Raw genomic sequence first — 26,306 nt, forward strand, 5'->3', positions numbered from 1 at the left:
CCACCCTGCGAGCCGCCGCCCTGCGCACCGCCGCCAAGAATGCCGCCCAGAATGCTGCCGAGGTCGATTCCACCCGGTCCTGCCGGGTTGCCGGCAGGACCGCCGCCTACCCCGCCGCCTGCCGGCGCGTTCCGGCCGCCAAGAACCTTGTTGGCGAGGTAGGACATCACGATGGGCGCCAGAATGGGCAGGAGCTTCCGGACGAGGTCGCCGCCCACTCCGCCGAGATTGGCAGTCCCCGCGAGCTGGCTTGCCACCTGGTCCTGTTGTCCGCCGAAAACATGGCTGACGATCTTTTCGCCGTCGGCGGTGTCCACCTGCGAGGCATCCACGCCGCCGTCGATGAGGCCGTCCTGGTGCTGGGCAAGCGCGGATTCAAGGGAGGCGGCGCCCTCCGGCGCCTGTGTGTTGCTCTGCATGCCGGCGAGCAGGGTGGGCACTGCAGCCTCGACGGCGGCCTGGGCGGATGCCCTGTCCGTGCCGAGCATCCCGGCAATCTGGTCAACGGGTATCTGTTCCAGGATCTCGTGGATGTCAGTCATAGCACTCTCCTTCAGCCTGCTGCGCGGCAGCGGGCGTGGTTGGCTGCGGCGCGCACCTGCGTCGCCGGATGCTGCCCTTGCATCCTAGTCCGGGACGCAGGGCGGTGGAAGGCACGCGTCGGGGGACCGGCCGGTACGTCGGTTGCCGCGGGCAATTGCGGGTAATCTTAGAGAGTTCCGGGGCCCGGCGCGGCATTCCGGACGAGTCAATGGCAGGCAGTAAAAGGCGAGGTTGATGGTCCACATCTGGAACGATCCGTCCGAGGTCCCCGCGGACTTCGGCCCTACCGTCGTCACGTTCGGCAATTTCGACGGCGTGCATCGGGGGCACCAGCAGGTGCTTTCACAACTCATCCGCACCGCCCGACTGAACCATGCCCGCGCCGTCGCGATCACTTTCGACCCCCACCCCGCCCAGGTGCACCGGCCCGAATCCGCGCCCGAACTCATCATGGGCCTCGAGGACAAGCTCGTCGCCCTTGGTGAGCTGGGCCTGGATGCCGTCCTGGTGATGAAGTACTCCCTGGAACTGGCAAGCCTCACGCCGGAGGAGTTCGTTGCCAGCGTCCTCGTCGACAGCCTCAAAGTCAGCCATGTGGTGATCGGCCACGACGCCCGCTTCGGCCGCGGCAACTCCGGTGACTTGTCCACGATGCAGGAGCTGGGCGAGAAGTTCGGGTTCACCGTCCAGGTCATCAGTGAGTTCGGTTCCGAAGGCTTTCCCATTCACGACGACGGCGGCAAGGACCGCCGTTGTTCGTCGACCTGGGTTCGTGAGGCCTTGCGGGACGGCGACGTCTCCACGGCAGCTGCGGTGCTGGGCCGCTCCCACCGGATGCGCGGCCAGGTGGTCCACGGTGCTGCCCGCGGCCGCGCGCTCGGATTCCCCACTGCCAACCTGGCCTCGGACGCCAGTGGCTACATTCCGGCCGACGGCATCTACGCCGGCTGGCTCGTTGACCAGGCCGGCACCCGATGGCCGGCGGCCATCTCCGTGGGTTCCAACCCCACGTTCGACGGCGTCAGCAGGCAGGTTGAAGCGCACGTCATTGACCGGCCGGAAGAGCCCGTTGAAAACTTCGATCTGTACGACCAGACAGTAGTTGTGGAGTTCGTGGCGCGGCTGCGGGGCATGGTGGCGTACCGTGGGCCGGAGGCGCTCGTCGATCAGATGCGCCTGGACGTCGTCCAGGCCCACGACATCCTGTTCCGGCGCTGACCCCAGTCACTGGCAAGGAAGGCACCGCTGTGTCCGTAGAGAAAAACACACGGAAACTGGAAAAGGACATTGTCCGGGATTTCAGTTCACGGATGAGCTATGCGTCGTACCTGCAACTGCCCACGCTGCTCAGCGCACAGCAGCCGGTCAGCGATCCTGAACACCACGACGAACTGCTCTTCATCATCCAGCACCAGACCACTGAGCTGTGGCTGAAGCTGGTCCTGCACGAGCTGCGCAGCGCCGCGGCCTGGCTCCGCAGCGACGACCTCGGCTCCGCCTTGAAGGCGATTGCGCGGGTCAAGCACATCCAGAAGACCCTGACCGAACAGTGGTCCGTGCTGGCCACGCTGACACCCACCGAGTATTCACAGTTCCGTGGTTTCCTGGGCAACTCGTCGGGATTCCAGTCCAGCCAGTACCGGGCTGTTGAGTTCGTCCTGGGGAACAAGAACCGCAAGATGCTGCCGGTATTCGAGTCAGACCCGGAAGCGTATGAGCAGCTGAGCCGCGTCCTGGAAGCGCCGAGCATCTATGACGAATTCCTGGCCTACCTCCACAGGCAGGGCTTCGCTATTCCGGCATCATTGCTGGAACGCGACGTCACCAGGGCCCATGAGTTCTGCCCTGAGCTGGTCCCGGTGTTCAAGCACATCTACGAAAATGCGGCAGACAACTGGGGTGCCTACGAGGCCTGCGAGGAACTGGTGGACCTGGAGGACAACTTCCAGCTCTGGAGGTTCCGGCACCTGCGGACGGTACAACGGACCATCGGCATGAAAGCAGGAACCGGCGGGTCCAGCGGGGCCGCGTTCCTGCAAAAGGCCCTGGAACTGACCTTCTTCCCCGAACTTTTCGCTGTCCGGACGGAGATCGGCCAGTGAGCACGGTTCAAGAGACTCAAGACGCCCTCCTGCAGCGCGCCATCGAACTCGACGCCGCAGACCCGCTGGCGGGCTACCGCGACCACTTCATTGGAACGGACACCGACCTGTCCTATCTGGACGGGAACTCGCTGGGCCGTCCGCTGAAGCGGACAGCCACAGACATCAACAGCTTCATCCAGCACAGCTGGGGTGGCCGGCTGATCCGCGGCTGGGACGAGGAATGGCTCCAGCTGCCTGAGGCCATCGGTGACCAGCTCGGCCGGGCGGTGCTGGGCGCTGCTCCCGGGCAGACCATCATTGCCGACTCCACCACCGTCGTCCTGTACAAGCTGATCCGCGCCGCCCTCGCCGCAGTCAGGGACCCCGCCAGGACCGAAATCGTGCTGGACACAGACAATTTCCCCACCGACCGTTACCTCCTTGAAGGCATCGCCCGGGAAGAAGGACTGACGCTTCGCTGGATCGAAGCAGATCCCGCCTCCGGAGTGACCGTGGAACAGGTGCGGGAGGCGACAGGGCCGGCCACCGCCGTCGTGGTCCTCAGCCAGATCGCCTACCGCTCGGGCTACCTCGCCGACCTGCCGGCGATCACCGGGGCAGTGCACGACGCCGGCGCGCTGGTCGTGTGGGACCTCTGCCACTCCGCCGGCTCGGTGGAGATCAACCTGGACGCCGCCGGCGTCGACTTCGCCGCGGGCTGCACCTACAAGTACCTCAACGGCGGACCGGGATCACCGGCGTTCGCGTACGTCAATGCCCGCCACCTCCCCGGGCTGAACCAGCCGATCTGGGGATGGATGGGCCGCAAGGACGCTTTCGAGATGGCGGCCGGCTATGAACCGGCCCCCGGGATCCGCGGCTTCCTCAGCGGAACGCCGGCCATCTTCGGGATGATCGCCATGCAGGGGACGCTGGACCTGATCGAAGAAGCGGGTATGTCGGCACTCCGCGAAAAATCGCGGAAGCTCACGGCTTTCGCGCTCGAACTCCACGATGCGTGGCTCGCTCCGGCCGGCGTCGTCCTGGCAACGCCGCGGGACCCGGAGCAGCGGGGGAGCCACATCACCGTGGACCACCCGGGCTTCCGGGAGATGACTGCCGAGCTCTGGGCGCAGGACGTCATCCCGGACTTCCGGGCGCCGCACGGGATCCGGATCGGGCTGTCGCCGCTCAGTACTTCCTTCATGGAGGTCTACCGCGGTGTTGCCGCCGTCCGGGATCTGCTGGCGCGCCCATAGGTGCCGGCGCGCGCCACTCGTCGCGGCCGGGATGCAAAGCGTGTTTCGACAAGATTGCGGCCGGGCCGGTAAACTAAACGTTGGATCCGGCTGCAGTCCGTGGCGGCTGGCTCTTGTTATGTGCAGGAATCCCCGAATTAGCGGGGATCTTCGGCGCTGGCACACCCGGCAGTGAGTTACTGATTCGGGCCTCACGGCACATCTCTAGGAGTTATTGTGGCACTTGACGCCGCTGTAAAGCAGTCCATCATCAAGGATTTCGCAACGTCCGAAGGCGACACCGGTTCACCGGAGGTCCAGGTTGCAGTCCTGACTCAGCGGATCAAGGATCTCACTGAGCACATGAAGGAGCACAAGCACGACTTCCACACCCAGCGCGGTCTGCTGGCCATGGTTGGTCGTCGCAAGCGTATGCTCACCTACCTCAAGAACACTGACATTGCCCGCTACCGTGCGCTCATCGAGCGCCTCGGCCTGCGCCGCTAGTCAGGCTTAAGGGGCGGCCCCTTCCGTGACGGAAAGGGCCGCCTTCTTCAAACAAAACTAAACAGGAGGATCAACCGCATCACGCATTCGCGGTCCTCGGTAGTGATTCCCGGGAACGGCTTCGAAGAGTGAAGCCCGGCCCGTGGATCTCGATCGATGACCGGGTGCAGTGCAGGCCAGTAGACAGATGCTGGACTGGGTTGATGCGGCTGGACTTCCGTTAACCAAGAAACGGAGGTGACTCTCTTGGAGGGTCCCGAAATCCAGTTCTCAGAAGCCGTCATTGACAATGGCCGCTTCGGTAAGCGTGTAATCCGCTTCGAAACCGGCCGTCTTGCCAAGCAGGCAGCCGGCGCAGCCATGGTGTACATCGACGAAGACACCGCACTGCTGTCCGCAACCACCGCCGGCAAGCACCCGCGTGAAGGCTTCGACTTCTTCCCGCTGACCGTTGACGTCGAAGAGCGCATGTACGCCGCCGGCCGCATCCCGGGCTCGTTCTTCCGCCGCGAAGGCCGTCCCTCCACCGAAGCCATCCTGGCCTGCCGCCTCATGGACCGCCCGCTGCGTCCGGCCTTCATCAAGGGCCTGCGCAACGAGGTCCAGATCGTCGTCACCGTCCTGGCGATCAACCCGGACGAGCTCTACGACGTCGTGGCCATCAACGCCTCCTCGATGTCCACCCAGCTCTCCGGCCTGCCCTTCTCCGGCCCGATCGGCGGCGTCCGCGTTGCCCTCGTTGCCGACGAGAACGGCTCGCAGTGGGTCGCATTCCCGAAGCACTCCCAGCTCGAGAACTCCGTGTTCAACATGGTTGTCGCGGGCCGGGTTGTGTCGGGAGCCGACGGAGACGACGTCGCCATCATGATGGTTGAAGCCGAAGCCACGGACAACTCCTGGAACCTCATCAAGGAACAGGGCGCCACCGCTCCCACCGAAGAGGTTGTCTCCGAAGGTCTCGAGGCTGCCAAGCCGTTCATCAAGGCTCTCTGCGACGCCCAGGCCGACCTCGCTGCACGCGCTGCCAAGCCGACCGTCGAGTTCCCGGTCTTCCTCGACTACGAGGACGACGTGTACGCCGCCGTTGAGGCAGCCGCCGCTGAGAAGCTGGCTGCTGTCTTCCAGATCGCCGACAAGCAGGAGCGCGACACCGCTTCGGACCAGCTCAAGGACGAAGTCACCTCTTCGCTCTCCGGCCAGTTCGAAGGCCGCGAAAAGGAGCTGTCCGCAGCGTTCCGCTCGGTCACCAAGCACGTCGTGCGCCAGCGCATCCTGAAGGACCAGATCCGCATCGACGGCCGCGGCCTGACGGACATCCGCCAGCTCACCGCCGAGGTCGAGGTCCTGCCCCGCGTGCACGGTTCGGCCATCTTCGAACGCGGCGAGACCCAGATCATGGGTGTCACCACGCTGAACATGCTGAAGATGGAACAGCAGATCGACTCGCTGTCGCCGGTAACGCGCAAGCGCTACATGCACAACTACAACTTCCCGCCGTACTCCACCGGTGAGACCGGCCGCGTGGGTTCGCCCAAGCGCCGCGAAATCGGCCACGGCGCCCTGGCCGAGCGCGCGCTCGTGCCCGTGCTGCCGTCCCGCGAGGAATTCCCGTACGCCATCCGCCAGGTGTCTGAAGCCCTCAGCTCCAACGGTTCGACGTCGATGGGTTCCGTCTGCGCCTCCACCCTGTCGATGCTCAACGCCGGTGTGCCGCTGAAGGCCGCCGTTGCAGGCATCGCCATGGGCCTGGTTTCCGACCAGGTTGACGGCCAGACCCGCTACGCCGCGCTCACCGATATCCTCGGCGCCGAAGATGCCTTCGGTGACATGGACTTCAAGGTTGCCGGTACCTCCGAGTTCGTCACGGCCATCCAGCTGGACACGAAGCTCGACGGCATCCCCGCCTCCGTGCTGGCAGCAGCACTGAAGCAGGCCCGCGAAGCACGCCTGCACATCCTGGATGTCATCAATTCCGCGATCGACACCCCGGACGAGCTCTCCGAGTTCGCGCCGCGCGTCATCGCGGTCAAGATCCCGGTTGACAAGATCGGCGAGGTCATCGGGCCCAAGGGCAAGATGATCAACCAGATCCAGGAAGACACCGGCGCGGACATCTCCATCGAGGACGACGGCACCGTCTACATCGGCGCCACCAACGGCCCGTCCGCCGACGCCGCACGCTCCGCGATCAACGCCATCGCCAACCCGCAGGTTCCGGAAATCGGCGAGCGCTACCTGGGTACGGTCGTCAAGACCACCACCTTCGGCGCCTTCATTTCCCTCACCCCGGGCAAGGATGGGCTGCTGCACATCTCCGAGCTGCGCAAGATCGCCGGCGGCAAGCGCGTTGACAACGTCGAGGACGTCGTCTCCGTGGGCCAGAAGATCCAGGTCGAGATCACCAAGATCGACGACCGCGGAAAGCTGTCCCTGTCCCCGGTTATCGCCGAGGAAGAAGGCGCTGAAAGCGCTGAGTCCGTCGAGGCAGCTGCAGAGTAGACTGCAGAGCCTGTTGTAGTACCAGCAGTACGGCGGGGCCGGTGGATCATCCACCGGCCCCGCCGCCTTTAAGCCGAGCGATTGAACGACGGTTCCCGGAGCCGCGTGAGAACGGTCCGCTGGTACGATTGCAGGCAGATTTGGCACCGTTTTCGTGAAAGGCCTTGATGACTGTCGTACCCCTGCCGCTAGTGCAGAACCATCCCGGAGACACCCTGATCCACGGAGCCGATGGCGGGTCCGTTGTTCGCCGGTCCGTCCTCCCCGGCGGCGTGCGCGTACTGACGGAGGCCATGCCGGGCCAGCGTTCCGCGACCATCGGATTCTGGGTCGGCGTAGGGTCCCGGGACGAAGCCCACGGACAGCACGGGTCCACGCACTTCCTGGAGCACCTGCTGTTCAAAGGCACCAAGCGGCGCACCGCGCTGGAAATTGCGTCCGCCTTCGATGAGGTCGGCGGAGAATCCAACGCGGCCACGGCCAAGGAAAGCACCTGCTACTTTGCCCGCGTCCTGGACACCGACCTCCCGATGGCCATCGACGTCATCGCGGACATGATTACCGGCGCAGTCCTGGACCCCCAGGAGATGGAGCAGGAACGGGACGTCATCCTGGAGGAAATCGCGATGGACAGCGACGATCCCACGGACGTCGCCCATGAGCATTTCGTCGCGGCGGTGCTGGGAACGCACCCGTTGGGACGCCCCATCGGAGGCACCCCGGAGGCCATCCGGGCCGTGGCCCGCGATTCCGTCTGGGACCACTACCGCCGGTACTACCGTCCGGACGAGCTGGTCATCACCGCCGCCGGCGGACTGGACCACGACGTCGTCTGCGGACTTGTGGTGGACGCGCTCCACCAGGCGGGCTGGGCGCTGGAACCCGGTACGGCTCCCGTGGACAGGCGTTCCACCGAGCGGGCCGACATCACCGGCACGGCCGGGCTCCATGTGATCAAACGCCCCGTGGAGCAGGCAAACATCATCATGGGCTGTCCCACGATCGTGGCTACGGACGGTCGCCGCTACGTCATGAGCGTGCTCAACGCCGTGCTGGGCGGCGGCATGTCCTCGCGGCTGTTCCAAGAAGTCCGGGAAAAGCGCGGCCTGGTGTACTCCACGTACTCCTTTGCATCGTCCTATGCCGATGCGGGCTACTTCGGGATGTATGCGGGGTGCACTCCGTCGAAGGTCCGCCAGGTCGTTGAGCTGCTGGGAACCGAACTGGACAAGCTGGCGGAGCACGGTATTTCCGGTGAGGAACTCAAGAAGGCCGTTGGCCAGCTCTGCGGCGGGATTGTGCTGGCGCTCGAGGACACCGGTTCGCGGATGTCGAGGCTGGGCCGGGCGGAGCTGGTGTCCGGTGAATACCAGGACATCGAGGAAACGCTCCGGCAGATCAAGAGCGTTACCGTGGAGCAGGTACGCGAACTGGCGCAGGAGCTGGCAGCCGCGCCGCGGACGGTGACGGTCGTGGGACCCTTCGAGGAAGGCGAAACCTTCGGCCTCTAAGCCGGACCTTTCACGCCGGGCATCCCAACTCTACGCTGGACATCCCACCGCAGCGGCGTGATGATGAAGCCGGGGGTCACACTGGAGGAGCTATGGACCGTCTGCACCCGGGGACTGCGCAGGAAGAGCTGCACGCTTTCCTCGGGCATTGGACAGGGACCACGAGCATCGAGGCTACGCCGCGCCGCCCTGCGAGGACGGCAGCTGCTGAACTGACCTTCGCCACGGCTGCCGGCGGGTATGCGGTGCTGCAAAGCTACCGCCACACGGAAAATGACGGGATCCGTTTCGAGCGGCATGGCATGTTCACCATGGACGCTGACCACCCGGACACGGTCTGGTATCACGTGGACAGCGTGGGACTGCCGCGGGAGGCCCCGACGCGGTGCAGCCTGCACGGCGGAGTCCTCACTGTGGAACGCCGCAATGGCCGGGACACGTCCCGGCACACCTTCCGGGTGGACGACGGCGTGCTGACGCACACCTCCGCGGTCCGCCTCGCCGGCGCCACGGCCTTCGCTCCGTTCTTGACCTCCGTATGCCGCCGCACCTGAAAGCGCGAACGGACATTTGAGCCCCGCCGGGCGGCACTCGGAACCCGAGGACTGCCTAGCCGCCGGCGAACGGCGGCAGAACGTCGACGACGTCGTCCGGCTTCAGCGCCGCTGTACGGTTCCGCACCGCCACCTCGTTGAGCAGGAAGCTGCTCCGTGACAGCAGGCGTGCCAGCGGCGGTGTTCCTGCCGGGGGTTCCGGGCGCTCGACGGCGAGGATCGCCTCCAGGAGCGAGGCGACGGTGGCGCCCGCGGGGAGCTCATAGCGTTCCTCGTCGACGCCGGCGGCAGCGCGCGCGGCAGCGAAATATCGTACGTTCACAGGTGGTTCAGCCTCCGATGGCGCTCATGCTGCGGTCCGGCTGGACGAAGTCCGGAGCGTCCAAGCCAACGTGGTCCATGCCGTGGGCCTTTGGCTTGATCCACATGGCGTCCTGCCAGCGCTCGGCGAGTTGCTGGTCGGTGGCACCTTCGCGCAGCAGCCCCAGCAGATCGAATTCCTCGCGGGAGAACAGGCAGCTCATGATCTTGCCCTCGGCCGTGATCCGGGTGCGGCGGCAGTCGGAGCAGAAGGGTTCCGTCACGGAGGCGATGATCCCCACCGTTCCCAGCACTGGTCCGGCGGCCTCGGCCGTGCCGGGCACGCGGGCCCGGACCTCAAAGCGTTCGGCGGGTGCGCCGTCGCGGTCCCTCGGATCTGCGCTGAGCACGTAGTCCACGGAGAGAAGTTCGCGGATTCCGGCGGCGGTGATCATGTTCCGGCGGGTCCAGCCGTGGTCGGCGTCGAGCGGCATCTGCTCGATGAAGCGGAGCTCGTACCCCCGGTCCAGCGCCCAGGCGAGCAGGGACGGGGACTCGGCGTCATTGATCCCGCGCATCAGGACGGCGTTGAGTTTCACCGGACCGAGTCCCGCGGCCCAGGCGGCGTCCACGCCGGCCAGGACCTTGTCCAGGAACGGCCGGCGCGTCAGCTTGGTGAACGTTTCCTCGTGGAGGGAATCCAGCGAGACATTGATCCGGGACAGCCCGGCCGCCTTGAGCCCGGCCGCCTTTTTGTCCAGGCCGACGGCGTTCGTGGTCATGGAAATCGGCAGTTCGGGGTGGGCCCGGCGCAGGGCGGAAATAATGTCGAGCAGGTCGGCCCGGACAAGCGGCTCGCCACCGGTGAGGCGCAGTTCGCGCACCCCCAGCATGTCAACGCCGATCCGCACGATCCGGACGATTTCCTCAGCGGACATCACTGCCTGCTTGGCCAGCCATTCAAGGCCTTCGGCAGGCATGCAGTAGGTGCAGCGCAGATTGCATTTGTCGGTCAGGGAAAGGCGCATGTCCGTGGCGCGGCGTCCGTAACGGTCCATCAGGCCCGCAGACATGCCCGCCGGCCGGGACGGCAGTGGGGGTACTCCCGCGGCGGAACCGGCTCCCTCCCGGGGTTGCGGCATACCAAGCTGAACAGTCATAAATTCAGGCTACGCCACCTTGGGTCCAACCATCACGCCTATGTCATCTGCGAACCTATGCTGGAGGGGTGAACAAGTCCCAGCCGGCGCCGGCCCATGCCGCTGCCGCAGGCGTCGTGTCCGTGGCCGCGGGGGTGGTTGCCGGCGAACTCGCCGCAGTCCTCGTGAGCCCGGCGCTGTCGCCCATGACAGGCGTTGGCGGTGCGGTGATCGATGCTGTTCCGCCAGTGGTCAAGGACTGGGCGATCGCCGTCTTCGGTACCGGTGACAAGTTAGCGCTTCTCATCGGCATGGGACTGGCCATGGCGGCCCTGGCCGCGCTCGCCGGCGTCCTGGAATGGCGGCGCCGCTTCGCCGGGGTTGCGGTGATCGCCGTATTTGGCGTGGTGGGACTGGTGGCGGTCCTCGGCCGGGCCCAGGTGACAGGCAACGCCACTGTGCTGCCGCTGCTGGCCGCCGGAACGGGGATCCTGGTGCTGCGCTGGCTAGTGTCGCGACTCCGGGACTGGAAGACGGCTCCCACGGCAGCGGAGCGGCCCGGCCCTGAGAAGCCCGGCCTTGAGCGGCCTCCGGCCCCAGCGGCGGGCCGGCGCCGGTTCCTGCAGGCACTGGGCGGAGGCGCCGTTGTCGCCACTGCCGGGGGAGTGCTTGCCGCAGCGCTCCGCGGAGCCGCTGCAGGTGTCAGCGAGTTCCGGAGCAGGCTGGCCCTGCCGTCCGCGTCGTCCCCGGCTCCGCCGCTTCCGGCCGGCGCTGAACTGGGGCTTGACGGCATCAGTCCGCTGGTAACGCCCAATCGGGACTTCTACCGGATCGATACCGCGCTCACTGTTCCTGCGGTGGATCCGGACAGCTGGGTCCTGAAGGTCACTGGCCTGGTGGAACGGGAAATCGAGCTGGATTTCGCCACGCTGCTTTCCAAGCCCATGACCGAACGCCACGTGACCATCGCGTGCGTCTCGAACGAAGTGGGCGGTGACCTCATCGGCAATGCGCTGTGGCTGGGCTGGCCCGTCCGCGAGCTGCTGGCCATGGCCGGACCGAAGAGCGGGGCGGACATGGTGCTTTCCCGCAGCAAGGACGGCTGGACGGCCGGCACGCCGCTGGAGGTCCTCACTGATGACCGGGATGCCCTGGTCGCCGTCGGGATGAACGGCGAGCCGCTGCCGCTCGAGCACGGCTTCCCGGTGCGGCTTGTCGTGCCCGGCCTGTACGGCTACGTCTCCGCCACCAAATGGCTTACTGAACTGAAGGTCACCCGGTTCGCGGACGACGTCGGGTACTGGACGCCCCGCGGCTGGAGCGCACGCGGACCCATCAAGACGTCGTCACGCATCGACGTGCCGCGCGCCGGCCGTCCCGTGCGGGCCGGAACGGTGGCGTTCGGCGGTGTCGCGTGGGCCCAGCACACCGGAATCGGGAAGGTGGAACTGCGCGTCAACCGCGGAGACTGGCAGGCGGCGGAGCTTGCTCCCGGGATTTCCCGCGACACCTGGTACCAGTGGCAGCTGGCGCTGACACTGACGCCCGGGCAGTACGAAATCCAGGTCCGCGCCACGGACCTGCAGGGTGTGCCGCAGATCGAAGCGCCATCACGGGTTGCACCTGACGGTGCTACCGGATTCCACACCATTAGAGTTGACGTGACACCGTAGCGGGCGGCGCGCCCAGTACGCCCGGCACGCAGCTTGAGAAACGCAGCAGTACGCCCGGACCAAGGTAAGGAACGCATGCACCGCACCGACAACAGCCACGGTCACACCGCATCCGGGCACGGCAGCCAGACCCGCACCGTGGAGGCCCACCGGAACGCCGTGCGGGAGCTGCTGGCAGACCTCAACGGCCCCGGCCGCACAGAACAGCTGCCGCTGCTGGCCGCCCTGGGACGCGGGCTGGCGGGGGATGTCCCCGCTCCCGTGGACCTGCCGCCTTTTGCGAATTCCCAGATGGACGGCTTTGCCGTCCGCAGCAGTGACATTTCCGGCGGCGGGACGCTCCTCACGGTGGTGGCCCCCATCGCCGCCGGTGCCACCGCAGCCGCGCTTGAACCGGGCACGGCAGCCCCGATCATGACCGGAGCCATGATTCCTCCGGGGGCCGACGCCGTCGTACCCATCGAGAAGGCGGTGCCCGACGCCTTTCCGGATCCGGGAGCGGAAGCCACAGTCCGGCTGCCGGCAACAGAGCCCGGCACGTACGTCCGCAGCACGGGCAGCGATATCCGGGCAGGGGAGCTGGCGCTGGCCGGCGGAACCTTCCTGGGCCCCGGACAGCTGGGGCTCCTGGCGGCACTGGGCATCACCCGGGTCGCGGTGCACCGGAAGCTCCGGGTGCTGCTCGCCACCACGGGGGACGAAGTGGTGGAGCCCGGCAACCCGCTGGAACCCGGAAAGATCTACGACGCCAACGGCACGCTCCTCGAAGCAGCCATGCGCCAGGCCGGGCTGGAGGTTCTGCGGGCAGCCATTTCGACGGACAGCCCCGACCAGCTCACCGCCATGCTGCGGGAGCACGCCCCGCACGTGGACCTGATCGTCACCACGGGCGGTGTCAGCAAGGGCGCCTATGAAGTGGTCAGGCAGGCTGCAGCCGGGCAGGACGTGGAGTTCCTGCATGTGGCCATGCAGCCCGGGGGACCCCAGGGCATCGGCCGGTTCGACGGCGTCCCGTTCGTGGGCTTTCCGGGCAACCCGGTCAGCTGCCTGGTCTCCTTCGAAATGTTCCTGCGGCCGGTGCTCAGTTCACTGTTCGGCTCACCGGCGCCGCGGCCGGCCCTCCGTGCCAGGCTGGCGGAACCGGTGGAATCACCTGCGGGAAAGCACCAGGTCCGGCGCGGCACCCTCCTTCCGGACGGCACGGTCCGGCTGGAAGGCGGCGCGGGCTCACACCTGGTGCACGCCCTTGCCAATTCCAACGCCCTGATCCATGTGCCGGCAGGGACTGCTGCGCTCGCCGCTGGCGCAGAAGTGGAAGTATGGATGCTGTGAACACTGAAGACAATGCTGCCGGCCTGACGCATCTGCGCCGGGACGGAACAGCACAGATGGTTGATGTATCCGGCAAGGCCGAGACCACGAGGGAGGCCACCGCCACCGCTACGGTCCGCACCACCGCGGAGGTGCTCGCCCTCCTGGGCGCAGGGGACCTGCCGAAGGGCGACGCCCTGGCGGTGGCCCGTGTGGCCGGGATCATGGCGGCGAAAAAGACCCCCGAGCTCATCCCGCTGTGCCATCCGTTGCCCATCTCCAAGGTCACTGTTGACTTCGAACTAGGCCTGGATGCCGTCGCGGTGCTGGCAACCGTGAAGACCCGCGGCGTAACCGGCGTCGAAATGGAAGCGCTCACCGCGGCGTCCGTGGCGGCCCTGAGCGTGTACGACATGATCAAGGCAGTGGACAAGCATGCCGTCTTGACCGACATCAGGGTACTGGCCAAGAGCGGCGGCAAAAGCGGGGACTGGACAGCATGAGCAGCTTTGGACAGCAGCCCGAACCGCACCGCCACGGCGAAGCCACCGGCCGGAAGGCCGGCGTCGTGATTGCCTCCAACCGTGCAGCCGCGGGCATCTATCGCGACGAGACGGGCCCTGTGATCACCGACTGGTTGACCGAGCACGGCTTCGAAACGTTCCCGGCCATGGTGGTGCCGGACGGCGAGCCCGTGGGCGCCGCGCTGCGCGCCCTGCTGACGCAGCATCCCGCCGTGATCATCACCAGCGGCGGTACCGGTTTGAGCCCCGACGACCTGACCCCGGAGATGACGGTCCCGCTGCTGGAGCGCGAAATTCCGGGCATCATGGAGGCGATCAGGCAGGCCGGACTCGCCAAGACTCCGATGGCAATGCTGAGCCGCGGGCACGCCGGTGCAGCCGGACGGACGTTCATTGTCAATCTTCCCGGATCACCCAAGGGCGTCATGGACGGCCTGAGCGTGCTTGACCCGGTCATCAGCCACCTTTGCGACCAGTTGGAAGGCAGCCATGAGCACTGACAAGGCCACTGAAACCACAACCACATCAGGTCCGGAACCAGGATTTGAGATCGTCAACGCGGTGCTGAGCGCGGAGCCCATCTCCGTGGCCCAGGCGATTACGGCAGTGGAATCGGACACGGCGGGCGCAGTCGTCAGCTTCAGCGGCGTGGTTAGGAACCACGACGGCGGCAAGCCGGTTGAGCGGCTCAGCTACAGTGCACATCCCACGGCCCATCAGGTCATGGCCGACGTCGTCGCCCGGCTCGCCGCCGAGCACGCCGGCGACGGCGGGGAGCCTGTGCGGATCTGGGCAGCACACCGGGTGGGCATGCTGGAAATCGGGGATCCGGCACTGGTGTGCGCCGTGTCGGCCTCCCACCGCGGCCAGGCGTTCGAAGTGTGTTCGGAGCTCGTTGACCGGATCAAGGCGGAGGTGCCCATCTGGAAAGAACAGTTCTTCAGTGACGGGACCGTCGAATGGGTCGGGGCCGGGGCATAGGACAGTCCGGGACGGAGCGCAGTAACCTCCTGTCCCGGTTCATCCGGGCGGGCGGCCCGACGGTAGGGTTAACTCCATGACCGAACAACTTGCCGTCGCCGTCCTGGGCGCAAACGGGCGCATGGGCGCCGAGGCCGTGAAAGCCGTTGAAGCGGCCCCCGACATGAAGCTGGTAGCGGCCCTCGGACGCGGTGATTCCCTGGATGGGCTGGTCAACGCCGGTGCCCGGATTGTGGTGGACCTGACGGTCCCCGAAAGCACCGAAGCGAACGTCCGGTTCGCCGTCGAACACGGCATGCACGCCGTCGTCGGAACCACCGGCTGGGATGCCGGCAGGCTCGGCGAGCTGGCGGAACTGCTGGACCGGAACGCCGGCGTGGGCGTCCTCATCGCCCCCAACTTCGCCCTCGGCTCCGTGCTGGCGTCGGCGTTCGCCGCCAAGGCCGCCAGGTACTTCGAATCGGTGGAGGTCATTGAGCTGCACCACCCGGACAAGGTTGACGCGCCCTCGGGCACCGCGGTCCGCACGGCACAACTTATCGCGGCAGAACGCGCGGCCGCCGGAGTAGGCGCCAGCCCGGACGCCACCACCACCGAACTTGCCGGCGCCCGGGGCTGCGACGTGGACGGCGTCCGTGTCCACAGTGTGCGCCTCCGCGGCCTTGTGGCCCATCAGGAAGTCCTGCTCGGCGGGCCGGGGGAGCAGCTGACCCTGCGGCACGACTCCTTCGACCGGGCCTCCTTCATGCCCGGCGTGCTGCTGGGAGTGCGGAACGTTGCCGGCCACCCCGGGCTGACCGTCGGCCTGGACGGCTACCTGGACCTCGGAGTCTGACGGCAATGGGCAACATCCTCGCCGGCCTGAAGAAGAACCGCACCAAAATCTGGGTCGGCGCGGTAACGCTCCTGCTGGTTTTCTACCTGGTGGTGTCCTTCCAGCGCTCCCTGCTGCTCATCGCCGACCCCAACCCCGTGGCGAAGGCCATTGGAGCCGCGTACTTGATCCTGCCCGTCATCGGCGCCTGGGCCCTGGTCCGCGAGCTCATGTTCGGGGCCCGGACCGAACAGATGGCACGGGTCCTCGAAGCGGAAGGCGGCCTGCCGGTCGACAACCTGCAGCGCACGCCCGCCGGAAGGATCGTGCGGGAATCCGCGGACGCCGAGTTTGAAAAGTACCGGACCGAAACCGAAGCTGCGCCGGAGGACTGGCGCTCATGGTTCCGGCTCAGCTGTGCCTACGATGCCGCAGGCGACCGCAAGCGCGCCCGGGCATCCATGCGTGATGCCGTGAAGCTGTTCCGTGGGGGCGGCAGGCCCGCCTAGCGGATTCCCGCCCGCTGGTACCGGCCCACCTCGCTGGCAGCGTGGGCTACCCACTCCAGCGGCCCGCGCCAGTTGAGCGCCGCGAACGACCCGCCGATGAGCACGGCGGTCAGAGCCTGAGCCGCATACACACCTTCTTCGGTCCACCCGGCCGGCAGCGGCTGCAGGTACATGGCGGCCACGAGGCATACATGCGCCGTATACAGGCTGAGAGTCATGGCACCTGCACCCCGCAGCGGCAGCAACAGGTCCAAGGCGAGCCATTCGCCCAGCCTCCCCAGCAGCAGGCAGGCACCCACCGCGGCGGCGGCCACGGCCGAAGTGTGGAGCAGGTCCAGCGTGGTGCCCGAATGCGGTGCGCTGCTGGCAAGCCACCACCAGGAGCCTGATTGCTCGAGCCCCGCCAGGTTTACCTGCAGGAGGCTGTCCAGCGGGTAACGGGGATCCGCAAGCTGGGCCTGGAGCGCTTCCTTGCCGCCCCAGTCGTCCATCGCCAGCACGCCCAGCCATTTGGCCAGCACGGCCACCGCAGTTCCGCCGGCCAGCAGCATCACCTGGATGGCCGCCTTCGCCAGCGCCAGCCGGCCGATCACCAGCCCGATCAGCAGGTAGCTCAGCCACTGCAGGACGGGGTAGTAGCCGGTCAGGAAGATGTCCCCGAGCAGGCGTCCGGGCGTGGCGAGGTCGTCCCAGTTGGGATTATGGCCCAGCTTGAGTGCCGGGGAAGGTGCCAGGAGCCACGGCCGCAGCAGGTACGCCAGCACCGGCGAACCCACCACCCAGCCGGCAGCCAGTGCACAGAGCGGTTTGATGCTGAGCCCGATGAACGGAAGGACGCACAGGAACAACACGGCGTAGTGGACCAGGATCACCGCGACGTTCACTTCCAGGCCGCCCAGGAAGAGTCCGACGACGGCGATCACCAGGGCGCGGAGCGCTATTCCGCGGCGTGCGCCGCGCAGCTCCTGGCCTTGCAGCGGGCGCTGCTTACCAGTGGACAGGGCCAGCCCGATCCCGGCCAGGACGGCAAACAGCGCTGCCGCCCGTCCCGAGAAGGTCAAGCCGATCCATGTGGGCGTCAGCTGTGCGTCGGCTTCGAAGGTGGGCAGCAGATGCGTCGCCATCATGCCGAGCAGCGCCAGTCCCCGGGCCGCGTCAATTCCGGTGAGTCTCGTCGTCTTAGAGGTGCCTGGGGCGGTCCGCGAGGGTGAAGCAGTGCCACGGGAGGTCATGAGCCGATGGTCTCATATCCGGCTGGAAGCTCTTGTGTTCGAATATATGTTCGAATAACATCATTCCATGAATAATGCACCAGAACCTCGGTCTGCCGCTTCGGGGCCGCTCCGGGCCATGAGCCCCGGCGTGGTCGACTATCTCTTTAGGCAGCTTGTGGCCGGAGAGCCCGCCGAGGACATCCAGTGGAGCAGTGAGGGTGTGGCACTCTCGGCCCAGCCTCCCGGCGCAGAACTGGCGCGCAGGCTCTCCGAATGCGACCTGGAGGCCCTCACGCCCACGGAACTATTCGACTATGTCCGCGCTGCCCAGCGGCTCGCCGCGTGGGCCGAGGCGCTCCGCCAGGACGCTGTGGGCCGCTACTGCGGCACCCGCAGCCCTGAACCGTCCCACAGCCCAAAAAAGTGACGCCCTCCGGCGCGAATTTGACGATGATCACGCCGACGCCATTCTCCTAACAAGCAGGGAACAAGGTAACGTTTTTCCTATGGCTGAAACTTCCGCGAATATCCCTGCTTTCGGTACCCTCCTGACCGCCATGGTCACGCCGTTCACTGAGGACGGCAAAGTGGACTACCAGCAGGCGGCGGAACTCGCCGTGAAGCTTGTCGACGACGGCTGCGACGGCCTCGTTGTCACTGGAACCACGGGAGAAACGTCCACCCTCACCGACGAGGAGAACGTGGGTATGTTCCGTGCGGTCAAGGACGCTGTCGGCGGCCGCGCCGCGATCATTGCCGGCACCGGAACCAACGACACCGCACACTCCGTGCACCTTTCCAAGCAGGCGGCCGAGGTTGGCGTCGACGGACTGCTGATCGTCACGCCGTACTACAACAAGCCCAGCCAGGCCGGCGTCCGCGCCCACTTTGAGACCATTGCCTCCGCAACCGACGTTCCCGTGATGCTCTACGACATCCCCGGCCGTTCCTCAATCCAGATTGCTCCGGAGACTATGATCCGTCTCGCCGAGCACCCGAACATCGTTGCGGTCAAGGACGCCAAGGCCGATTTCGCTGCCGCGACGCGCGTCATGGCGCAGACTGACCTCCTGTTCTACTCCGGGGACGACGGACTGACCCTTCAGTGGATGGCGCTGGGCGCCGTCGGGCTCGTGGGCGTCACCACCCACGTTGCCACACGCCGGTTCCGCGAGCTGATCGACGCCGTCAACGCGAACGATCTCGGCACCGCCCGGAAGATCAATTTTGAACTTGAACCTGTTATCCGGGCCACGATGACCCGCGTGCAGGGGGCCGTAGCGGCCAAGCAGATTCTTAAATGGCAGGGAGTCCTGCCCAACTCGGTTGTCCGTTTGCCCCTCGTGGAGCCGGACGACGCCGAGATCGCAATCATCCGCGAGGATTTGGCGGAAGCAGGAATGATCTTTTCCTGATCGGCAAAGAACATACCTGCTTTCGTCCGGAAAGTAGTGCACTATGACCCAAACCGCCCTTCCCGGCCTTGTTACGCCGCCGAAACTGCCCAAGGACACCCTGCGGATCGTTCCGCTCGGGGGCCTGGGGGAGATCGGCCGCAACATGACCGTCTTCGAAATCGACGGCAAGCTGCTCATCGTCGACTGCGGCGTCCTCTTCCCGGAGGAGACCCAGCCCGGCGTCGACCTGATCCTGCCCGATTTCTCCTACATCGAGAACCGCCTCAATGACATCGTGGCCGTCGTCCTGACGCATGGCCACGAGGACCACATCGGTGCCGTTCCGTACCTGCTGCGCCTGCGCGCCGACATTCCCCTGGTGGGTTCCCAGCTGACGCTGGCCCTCATCGAGGCGAAGCTGCAGGAACACCGGATCAAGCCGATCACCCAGATCGTCACCGAGGGGCAGGTTCAGAAGTTCGGCCCGTTCGAATGCGAATTCGTAGCCGTCAACCACTCGATCCCTGATGCCCTCGCCGTGTTCCTCCGTACCTCCGGCGGTACCGTGCTGCACACCGGCGACTTCAAGATGGACCAGCTGCCGCTGGACGGCCGCATCACTGACCTCCGCCACTTCGCCAAGCTGGGCGAAGAGGGCGTGGACCTGTTCATGTCGGACTCCACCAACGCCGACGTGCCGGGCTTCACCACCGCCGAGAAGGAAATCGGCCCCACCCTGGACCGTCTCTTCGGCCAGGCGTCCAAGCGCCTGATCGTGGCGTCCTTCTCATCGCACGTGCACCGCGTCCAGCAGGTCCTGGACGCCGCGGCCAACCACAACCGCAAGGTTGCCTTCGTGGGCCGCTCGATGGTCCGCAACATGGCCATCGCCGAGAAGCTCGGCTACCTCGACGTGCCCCCGGGCATCCTGGTCGACATCAAGAACATCGACAACCTGCCGGACAACCGCGTGGTGCTGATGTCCACCGGTTCCCAGGGCGAGCCGATGGCAGCCCTGTCCCGCATGGCCAACGGCGACCACCGCGTCGTCGTCGGCCAGGGCGACACCGTAATCCTCGCCTCCAGCCTGATCCCGGGCAACGAGAACGCCGTCTTCCGCATCATCAACGGCCTGCTCAAGCTCGGTGCCGATGTCATCCACAAGGGCAACGCCAAGGTCCACGTGTCCGGCCACGCTGCGGCCGGGGAACTGCTCTACTGCTACAACATCCTCGAACCGCTGAACGCCATGCCGGTGCACGGCGAGACCCGGCACCTGATTGCCAACGGCAAGATCGCCCTCGAGTCCGGGGTGCCGGATGAGAGCATCCTGCTCGCGGACAACGGCACCGTCATCGACCTCCGGGACCACCAGGCCGACGTCGTGGGCCAGGTCGAGGTGGGCTACGTCTACGTTGACGGATCCAGCGTTGGCGAAGTCACGGAAGCCGACCTGAAGGACCGCCAGACCCTCGGCGACGAAGGCTTCATCTCCATCATCACCGTGATCCACCGGGCCACCGGCAAGGTGGTCTCCGGACCGGAAATCCACGCCCGCGGCGTGGCTGAAGACGATTCCGTCTTCGACGAAATCATTCCGAAGATCAATGCCGCGCTGGAAGAGGCCGTCCTCAACCACACGGACCACACCACGCACCAGCTGCAGCAGGTTGTCCGCCGCGTCGTCGGCACGTGGGTCAACCGCAAGCTTCGCCGCAAGCCCATGATCATTCCGGTGGTGCTGGAGGCGTAAAGCGCCTGGAACCGTGGACGGGGCCCTCCCCGCAGTGAAGTGAGCCTTCGGGCCGCCGCCTGCGGGGGAGGGCCCCGTCATTTAAGCCGGTTGAAGCCCGCCCCGAAACGGCCCAGGGCCGCTGTTCCGTCCGCAACATGCATCGTGGAACGCCCCGGAAATCCGCGGTTTTTGGCCGGGCTTCGGGTACCGTGGCGGGTATGGCGACACGTACTTCCTCCGCGCCTAGAGGCAACTCAAGCGGCAAATCAGGCAGCTCAGCGGGCAGGGGCTCCGGCTCCGCCGCGTCCAAGACCACCCGGGCCGGAGGAGCTTCGGGCACGGCACGCACGCGCCAGATGGCCGCCGTCGAACCCCGCCAGCCGTGGCTGGTGCGGGTGGCCGCAGGCGCCTGGCTGGGAATCGGGCACGTCGTGGGCGGCGGTGTCCGCCGGATCGGCCATGACGTCAGCGACCTGGCGCCCGAGGAGCGCCGGGACGGCGCAGCCCTCTTCAACCTCGCCCTGGGTGTGTTCGTTGCCACCTTCGCCTGGTGGGGCTTCAAGGGGTGGTTCCCCGACACCGTGTTCGCGATCGTCAACGGCACGTTCGGCTGGATGTCCCTCGTGCTGCCGCTCATGCTGTTCGTGTGCGCCTTCCGGCTGTTCCGCCAGCCTTCGGATGGGCGGGGCAACAACAGGATCGGCATCGGCTTCCTCATCATGACCTTTGCCGGCTGCGGCCTGGCACACATCATTGGCGGCCAGCCCACCGTCACGGACGGCTTTGACGGCCTGCGCCGGGCCGGCGGAATGCTGGGCTTCCTGGCCGCATCACCGCTGGCAGCCCTCCACACCGCGGTGCCCGTGGCCGTCTACAGCCTGCTCGCCTTCACGTCCCTCCTGATCGTGACCGCCACCCCCTTCGGCGCCATTCCCCGCCGGATCAAAGATGCCTATGAGCACCTCATGGGCATCGACCTGCAGGAGCCGGGCGACAACCACGACCGCAGTTACCTCTACGAAAACTCCGCCCCGGCTGCGCCGAAAAAGAAGAGGCGCGGCCGGCTGTTCGGTAAGGACCAGGAGAATGATCCCCGCCTCGAAGGGTATGTGGGCGACGAAGCTTTCGAACATGCCGTCATCGACGACGACGAGGCAACCGACAGCGCCAACGGCACCAAGGCAGGCGGCAAAGATCCCCGCCCGGCACCCGGCGTGCGCCGGCCCACCCAGGCCGAAATCGCCGTCGAGAAGATCAAGGCAGCCCAGGGGCTGGGCGCCAAGGGACAGGATGCAACCGGCGAGAACGCTACGGAGGCCATCCCGCTGGTGACCCCCGGGATGGTGGCCGCCGGATCGCTGAACCCCGGGGCCGGCGCCGCAGCCGGTGCGGCTGCCGTCGCTTCAGCTGCCCAAGTGCCCTCACGCCCCGTTGCCCCCGCGCCGCCGCCCACGCCGATCCCGCAGCGGACGGAACAGCTTTCGCTGGCCGGCGACGTCACGTACACCCTGCCGTCGTCGGACGTGCTGACTCCGGGATCCATCCCGAAGGAGCGCACCGAGGCCAACGACGCCATCGTGGCGTCCCTGACGGAAACGCTCAACCAGTTCAACGTGGATGCCCAGGTGACAGGATTCAGCCGCGGCCCCACCGTTACCCGTTACGAAATCGAGCTGTCGCCGGGCACGAAGGTGGAACGCGTCACCGCGCTGTCAAAGAACATCTCTTACGCCGTCGCCTCCAGTGACGTCCGCATCCTCAGCCCCATCCCGGGCAAGTCGGCCATCGGCATCGAGATCCCGAACACGGACCGCGAGACCGTCTCCCTCGGCGACGTGCTCCGCAGCCAGAACGCCCGCCGCACCGACCACCCGATGGTGATGGGCGTCGGCAAGGACGTGGAGGGCGGCTACGTCGTCGCGAACCTGGCCAAGATGCCCCACCTGCTCGTGGCAGGTGCCACCGGCGCCGGTAAGTCGTCCTTCGTGAACTCCATGATCACCTCCATCCTGATGCGCGCCACGCCGGACGAAGTGCGCATGGTCATGGTGGACCCCAAACGCGTGGAACTCACGGCGTACGAGGGCGTCCCGCACCTGATCACGCCCATCATCACCAACCCCAAGAAGGCCGCGGAGGCGCTGCAGTGGGTGGTCCGCGAGATGGACGCCCGGTACGACGACCTCGCCAACTACGGCTTCAAGCACATCGACGACTTCAACAAGGCCGTCCGCGCCGGCAAGGTCCACCCGCCGGTCGATTCCAAGCGCGTCATCCGCCCCTACCCGTACCTGCTGGTGATCGTGGACGAACTTGCCGACCTCATGATGGTGGCCCCGCGCGACGTCGAGGATTCCATCGTCCGCATCACCCAGCTGGCCCGTGCCGCCGGCATCCACCTGGTGCTCGCCACGCAGCGGCCGTCCGTCGACGTCGTGACCGGCCTGATCAAGGCGAACGTCCCGTCCCGCATGGCGTTCGCCACCTCCTCCGTCACCGACTCCCGCGTGGTCCTTGACCAGCCCGGAGCCGAAAAGCTCATCGGCCAGGGTGACGCGCTCTTCCTGCCTATGGGCGCCTCCAAGGCGATGCGCGTGCAGGGCGCCTGGGTCACGGAATCGGAAATCCACAAAGTCGTCGAGCACGTCAAGGGCCAGCTCAAGGCCGTGTACCGCGACGACGTTGCCCCCGAGGCGCAGAAGAAGCAGATCGACGACGACATCGGGGACGACCTCGAAGTCCTGCTGCAGGCCACCGAACTCGTGGTCACCACCCAGTTCGGTTCAACGTCGATGCTGCAGCGGAAGCTGCGCGTCGGCTTCGCCAAGGCCGGCCGGCTCATGGACCTGCTCGAATCCAGGGGAGTGGTGGGCCCCTCCGAGGGCTCGAAGGCCCGCGATGTGCTGGTGAAGCCCGATGACCTTGCGGCAGTCCTCGCTGCCATGAAGGGCCAGGAGGCCCCTGCAGCGCCGGATTCCCAGACCGCAGCGCTGAGCGACAACGCCAACGCGAACATCGCCCAGGGCGGCTACGCCGAGGACCTCGTGGCGGCAGACCTGGACAACCGCACCCAGAACGTCGAATACTACGACGGCGCGGACGGCGCCGACGGCAACTCCGGTGACGACGAAGACGGCTCCGAGGACGCCTGGTCGCTCACCGGACGGTAGCCTAGGAGAGTGACTAGCACTGAAGCCAACAGCTCAGGCTCCGCCTCCGGGATCTGGAACCTTCCGAACATCCTGACGATGCTGCGGATTGTCCTGGTACCGTTCTTCGTCTGGTTCCTCGTCGCGGACGCCCCGGGGCTGGACAGCCAGAACGGCATTTGGCGCTGGGCCGCTGCCCTGACGTTCGCCGTCGCGATCTACACCGACAAGCTCGACGGCGACATCGCCCGCAGCAGGGGCCTGATCACTAATTTCGGCAAAATCGCCGATCCGATCGCTGACAAGCTGCTCACCGGCTCCGCCCTCGTGATGCTCTCCCTGTTGAACGAGCTGCCGTGGTGGATCACCATCCTGATCCTGGTCCGCGAATGGGGTATCACGGCACTGCGGTTCTTCGTGATCCGGTACGGCGTCATCCCGGCGTCGAGGGGCGGCAAGCTAAAGACAGTGGTGCAGACGGTCGCGATCCTGCTGTACGTGGTCCCGCTCGCTTCACTGGCGCCGTGGCTGGGTGTGGTGGCCTTCCTGGTGATGCTGGTGGCCGTGGCAATCACCGTTTGGACCGGCGGCCAATATGTCGTAGAGGCGCTGAAGCTGCGGGCCAACGGCCGGCGCGCAGCCAGCCAGCCCGTCCAGGGAGAGCTGCCATGAGCAATCTGCACCGCATCGCTGAACAGGCCGTGTCCGGCGCCATTTCGCGGAGCCTGACTGTGGCCACCGCCGAATCGCTGACTGCGGGCATGGTGGCGGCGGTACTCGCGGATACCCCCGGAGCCTCGGGGATGCTCCAGGGCGGCGTGGTTTCCTACCAGAATTCAGTCAAGGCGGACGTCCTGGGCGTGCCCCGTGAGCTGCTGGACGCCGTCGGATCCGTCGACGGTGACGTCGCGGAAGCGATGGCCGCGGGTGCCCGGCGGGTCTGCAAGGCAGACATCGGAGTGGCCACCACCGGCGTCGCCGGTCCCGAACCGCACGGCGGGAAAGCCGTGGGAACGGTCTTCGTCGGCGTCGCCACGGCGGAGGGCACGACGTCGTTCGGTTATGTTTTCGAGGGGAACCGCGCGGACATCCGCGGCCAGGCATGTGCGGCGGCTTTGGAGCGGCTGCTTGAGGCCCTATCTTCCGGGGCTTACCCGGCGTAAAGTTGCCGGGAACAAAATTTGATTCCTAATAGTTGTTACATTGTGTCGCTTCCGAATGACTGAGGCGCCTAGGATGAATAAATAATTACGGTTCGCCTGATGAGGGCGGACCTGACGTACGAGGGAGCAAGGCGATACAGATGGTAAAGCAGCCCGTATCCGTGAACGGCGTTGTCCGCTGGAAGGATGTGGGCCTCGCCGATCAGGCAAAGAGCGAACAGAAGGAGCGCAAGATGGTAGTACTTCGTCACGAAATCGGTGATGTTCTGCGCGACGTTCGCCAGCGTCAGGGCCGAACCCTCCGCGAAGTGTCACACAGTGCCCGGGTTTCCCTGGGGTATCTCAGTGAGGTGGAGCGCGGCCAGAAGGAAGCCTCTTCGGAGCTGCTGTCTTCGATCTGCTCGGCCCTGGACGTCCCGTTGTCCAGCATGCTCCGTGAAGTCAGCGACCGCGTTGCCGTTGCTGAAGGCGTTGCTGTTCCGGACACCGTTCCGCAGGAATTCTCGCAGCGTTACGGCCGCGACCTTGACCGCGAACTCAATACTGAACTGTCTGACGAACTGGCCAAGGGGCTGCTCTCGGGCGCCCGCTGACCCGCATACTCAGAACCTGGACTTTAGCCCAAAGGGCCGCCGGCTATGCCGGCGGCCCTTTGGGTTTTCTCTGCGTGGTCCAGGCCGGGGGGCTATTTCGGTTCGTCCTTCGGGAAGCCGTCCCGTTCATAGGTTGCGTTGAGCTTGGCCATGTAGGCGGCGAGCGTCTGGAGGTCCTCCACCGGCCATTCGCCCAGCCGCTCACGGAAAACCTCGCGCCGCGCATCCTGCACGTGGTGCATCTTCTCTTCGCCCTTGGGTGTCAGCCGGATGGTCTGGGCGCGGCCGTCGAGCGGGTCCGCTTCCTTGGAGACCAGGCCGATGCTCTCAAGGAACGCGATCTGCCGGCTGACCGAGGGCTTGCCCACTCCGATGCACGACGCGAGTTCGGTGAGCCTGATGGGGCCCTCGCGCCGGATAACGGTCAGGAGGCCATAGGCCGCCGGTTCCATGTCCGGGTGGACCTGGCGGGATAGCTGCTGGGAGATGGAGCGTCCACGTCGCCAGAACAGGCTGATCTGGTGCTCCACGGTTCGCAGGGCCGCGTCGACGCTGTTTTCAGTGGCCCCGGAATCATCGGGTTCCACGGCTGGGTTGCTCATGGCAACCATTCTATTGGCCGCAGGCGTGAGAGACTTTATCCGTGCGAATCAGCGACTTTTGGCGGCTCATGGACGACGAGTTCGGTGCGGGGTACTCCCGCGTCCTCAGCAGCTCCCTGGTGCTGGCGGGCGTCGGCGGCCGGACAGCGGACCAGGCACTGGCGGCCGGCATCCCCCCGCGGCAGGTCTGGCTCGCGATGTGCGACGTCCAGGACGTCCCCGCTGACCGACGGCTCGGCCGGGACATCAAGCCGTCCCGGAAGTGA

27 protein-coding genes are annotated in these 26,306 nt (G+C 66.4%); 22 read left to right on the forward strand and 5 right to left on the reverse strand.

Going from position 1 to position 26,306, the window contains the following annotated elements:
• A partial coding sequence (locus WMN78_RS04560; protein WP_340532303.1) for a DUF937 domain-containing protein occupies window positions 1-542 on the reverse strand: 542 nt, incomplete at its 3' end.
• A gap of 235 nt (window positions 543-777) precedes the next feature.
• On the opposite strand from WMN78_RS04560, the gene WMN78_RS04565 reads away from it, so the two are divergent.
• From WMN78_RS04565 to WMN78_RS04595, 7 genes are all read left to right on the forward strand, one after another.
• On the forward strand, window positions 778-1,761 hold the full coding sequence (locus WMN78_RS04565) for a bifunctional riboflavin kinase/FAD synthetase (protein ID WP_340532305.1): 984 nt from the start codon (window positions 778-780) through the stop codon (window positions 1,759-1,761).
• A 29-nt stretch (window positions 1,762-1,790) separates the two neighbouring features.
• A complete protein-coding gene (gene kynA, locus WMN78_RS04570; RefSeq protein WP_340532307.1) occupies window positions 1,791-2,645 on the forward strand; it encodes a tryptophan 2,3-dioxygenase in 855 nt (284 codons plus the stop codon).
• On the forward strand, window positions 2,642-3,886 hold the full coding sequence (kynU, locus tag WMN78_RS04575) for a kynureninase (protein ID WP_340532309.1): 1,245 nt from the start codon (window positions 2,642-2,644) through the stop codon (window positions 3,884-3,886). Before kynA ends, kynU begins: the two co-directional genes overlap by 4 nt.
• 216 nt (window positions 3,887-4,102) lie before the next feature.
• Window positions 4,103-4,372, forward strand: a complete 270-nt coding sequence (gene rpsO / locus WMN78_RS04580) for a 30S ribosomal protein S15 (RefSeq protein WP_028271969.1) — start codon at window positions 4,103-4,105, stop codon at window positions 4,370-4,372.
• Between the two features lie 246 nt (window positions 4,373-4,618).
• Complete coding sequence (locus WMN78_RS04585) at window positions 4,619-6,871, forward strand: polyribonucleotide nucleotidyltransferase (RefSeq protein ID WP_340532393.1); 2,253 nt, start codon at window positions 4,619-4,621, stop codon at window positions 6,869-6,871.
• A gap of 167 nt (window positions 6,872-7,038) precedes the next feature.
• A complete protein-coding gene (locus tag WMN78_RS04590) occupies window positions 7,039-8,382 on the forward strand; it encodes a pitrilysin family protein (protein ID WP_340532312.1) in 1,344 nt (447 codons plus the stop codon).
• 92 nt (window positions 8,383-8,474) lie between these two features.
• Window positions 8,475-8,936 carry a DUF1579 domain-containing protein gene (locus WMN78_RS04595; protein ID WP_340532313.1) on the forward strand — a complete coding sequence of 154 codons (462 nt, stop codon included), beginning with the start codon at window positions 8,475-8,477 and terminating at the stop codon, window positions 8,934-8,936.
• A gap of 55 nt (window positions 8,937-8,991) precedes the next feature.
• Here the strand turns inward: WMN78_RS04595 and WMN78_RS04600 are convergent, their stop codons facing one another.
• Entirely contained in the window at window positions 8,992-9,258 is a 267-nt protein-coding gene (locus WMN78_RS04600; protein ID WP_340532315.1) for a MoaD/ThiS family protein, read from the reverse strand.
• A gap of 7 nt (window positions 9,259-9,265) precedes the next feature.
• Window positions 9,266-10,396 carry a GTP 3',8-cyclase MoaA gene (gene moaA, locus WMN78_RS04605; RefSeq protein WP_340532317.1) on the reverse strand — a complete coding sequence of 377 codons (1,131 nt, stop codon included), beginning with the start codon at window positions 10,394-10,396 and terminating at the stop codon, window positions 9,266-9,268.
• 68 nt (window positions 10,397-10,464) lie between these two features.
• Between moaA and WMN78_RS04610 the strand changes: the two genes are divergently transcribed.
• The 7 genes from WMN78_RS04610 to WMN78_RS04640 all read left to right on the forward strand — a co-directional run bounded on the left by WMN78_RS04610 (window position 10,465) and on the right by WMN78_RS04640 (window position 16,187).
• Window positions 10,465-12,048 (forward strand): molybdopterin-dependent oxidoreductase, encoded by a 1,584-nt coding sequence (locus tag WMN78_RS04610; protein WP_425341114.1) that lies wholly within the window; start codon window positions 10,465-10,467, stop codon window positions 12,046-12,048.
• A 75-nt stretch (window positions 12,049-12,123) separates the two neighbouring features.
• Window positions 12,124-13,380, forward strand: a complete 1,257-nt coding sequence (gene glp, locus WMN78_RS04615) for a gephyrin-like molybdotransferase Glp (RefSeq protein WP_340532319.1) — start codon at window positions 12,124-12,126, stop codon at window positions 13,378-13,380.
• Window positions 13,368-13,862 (forward strand): cyclic pyranopterin monophosphate synthase MoaC, encoded by a 495-nt coding sequence (gene moaC / locus WMN78_RS04620; protein WP_340532321.1) that lies wholly within the window; start codon window positions 13,368-13,370, stop codon window positions 13,860-13,862. Before glp ends, moaC begins: the two co-directional genes overlap by 13 nt.
• The gene (locus WMN78_RS04625) at window positions 13,859-14,383 is read left to right on the forward strand and encodes a MogA/MoaB family molybdenum cofactor biosynthesis protein (RefSeq protein ID WP_340532323.1); all 525 of its coding nucleotides are present in this window, start codon (window positions 13,859-13,861) and stop codon (window positions 14,381-14,383) included. The genes moaC and WMN78_RS04625 overlap by 4 nt, the downstream gene beginning before the upstream one ends.
• Window positions 14,373-14,864 carry a molybdenum cofactor biosynthesis protein MoaE gene (locus tag WMN78_RS04630; RefSeq protein ID WP_340532325.1) on the forward strand — a complete coding sequence of 164 codons (492 nt, stop codon included), beginning with the start codon at window positions 14,373-14,375 and terminating at the stop codon, window positions 14,862-14,864. The genes WMN78_RS04625 and WMN78_RS04630 overlap by 11 nt, the downstream gene beginning before the upstream one ends.
• A 76-nt stretch (window positions 14,865-14,940) precedes the next feature.
• The gene (dapB, locus tag WMN78_RS04635; protein ID WP_340532327.1) at window positions 14,941-15,699 is read left to right on the forward strand and encodes a 4-hydroxy-tetrahydrodipicolinate reductase; all 759 of its coding nucleotides are present in this window, start codon (window positions 14,941-14,943) and stop codon (window positions 15,697-15,699) included.
• Window positions 15,700-15,704: 5 nt separating this feature from the next.
• A complete protein-coding gene (locus WMN78_RS04640) occupies window positions 15,705-16,187 on the forward strand; it encodes a hypothetical protein (RefSeq protein WP_340532328.1) in 483 nt (160 codons plus the stop codon).
• On the opposite strand, the gene WMN78_RS04645 is transcribed toward WMN78_RS04640, so the two are convergent.
• Window positions 16,184-17,419 (reverse strand): heparan-alpha-glucosaminide N-acetyltransferase domain-containing protein, encoded by a 1,236-nt coding sequence (locus WMN78_RS04645; RefSeq protein WP_340532329.1) that lies wholly within the window; start codon window positions 17,417-17,419, stop codon window positions 16,184-16,186. The two genes, WMN78_RS04640 and WMN78_RS04645, sit on opposite strands and share 4 nt — an antisense overlap.
• A gap of 67 nt (window positions 17,420-17,486) precedes the next feature.
• On the opposite strand from WMN78_RS04645, the gene WMN78_RS04650 reads away from it, so the two are divergent.
• The 7 genes from WMN78_RS04650 (at window position 17,487) to WMN78_RS04680 (ending at window position 25,438) form a co-directional block, all read left to right on the forward strand.
• Window positions 17,487-17,828 carry a hypothetical protein gene (locus tag WMN78_RS04650; protein ID WP_340532330.1) on the forward strand — a complete coding sequence of 114 codons (342 nt, stop codon included), beginning with the start codon at window positions 17,487-17,489 and terminating at the stop codon, window positions 17,826-17,828.
• A gap of 79 nt (window positions 17,829-17,907) precedes the next feature.
• A complete protein-coding gene (gene dapA, locus WMN78_RS04655; protein WP_340532331.1) occupies window positions 17,908-18,816 on the forward strand; it encodes a 4-hydroxy-tetrahydrodipicolinate synthase in 909 nt (302 codons plus the stop codon).
• A gap of 43 nt (window positions 18,817-18,859) precedes the next feature.
• Window positions 18,860-20,551 (forward strand): ribonuclease J, encoded by a 1,692-nt coding sequence (locus tag WMN78_RS04660; protein ID WP_340532332.1) that lies wholly within the window; start codon window positions 18,860-18,862, stop codon window positions 20,549-20,551.
• 200 nt (window positions 20,552-20,751) lie between these two features.
• Window positions 20,752-23,703, forward strand: coding sequence for an FtsK/SpoIIIE family DNA translocase (locus WMN78_RS04665; RefSeq protein WP_340532333.1), 2,952 nt, complete (start codon window positions 20,752-20,754; stop codon window positions 23,701-23,703).
• 9 nt (window positions 23,704-23,712) lie between these two features.
• Window positions 23,713-24,354, forward strand: coding sequence for a CDP-diacylglycerol--glycerol-3-phosphate 3-phosphatidyltransferase (gene pgsA, locus WMN78_RS04670; RefSeq protein ID WP_340532334.1), 642 nt, complete (start codon window positions 23,713-23,715; stop codon window positions 24,352-24,354).
• Window positions 24,351-24,845, forward strand: a complete 495-nt coding sequence (locus WMN78_RS04675; protein WP_340532335.1) for a CinA family protein — start codon at window positions 24,351-24,353, stop codon at window positions 24,843-24,845. The genes pgsA and WMN78_RS04675 overlap by 4 nt, the downstream gene beginning before the upstream one ends.
• A 140-nt stretch (window positions 24,846-24,985) precedes the next feature.
• Window positions 24,986-25,438 (forward strand): helix-turn-helix domain-containing protein, encoded by a 453-nt coding sequence (locus WMN78_RS04680; RefSeq protein WP_078026444.1) that lies wholly within the window; start codon window positions 24,986-24,988, stop codon window positions 25,436-25,438.
• 92 nt (window positions 25,439-25,530) lie between these two features.
• Here WMN78_RS04680 and WMN78_RS04685 read toward each other — a convergent pair whose 3' ends face one another.
• Window positions 25,531-26,040, reverse strand: a complete 510-nt coding sequence (locus WMN78_RS04685; RefSeq protein ID WP_340532336.1) for a MarR family winged helix-turn-helix transcriptional regulator — start codon at window positions 26,038-26,040, stop codon at window positions 25,531-25,533.
• A 41-nt stretch (window positions 26,041-26,081) separates the two neighbouring features.
• On the opposite strand from WMN78_RS04685, the gene WMN78_RS04690 reads away from it, so the two are divergent.
• Window positions 26,082-26,306, forward strand: a complete 225-nt coding sequence (locus tag WMN78_RS04690) for a DUF3046 domain-containing protein (protein WP_340532337.1) — start codon at window positions 26,082-26,084, stop codon at window positions 26,304-26,306.

The sequence above is a fragment of the Arthrobacter oryzae genome, from assembly GCF_037911235.1.
In the GTDB taxonomy this organism is placed as follows: Bacteria; Actinomycetota; Actinomycetes; order Actinomycetales; family Micrococcaceae; genus Arthrobacter; species Arthrobacter oryzae_E.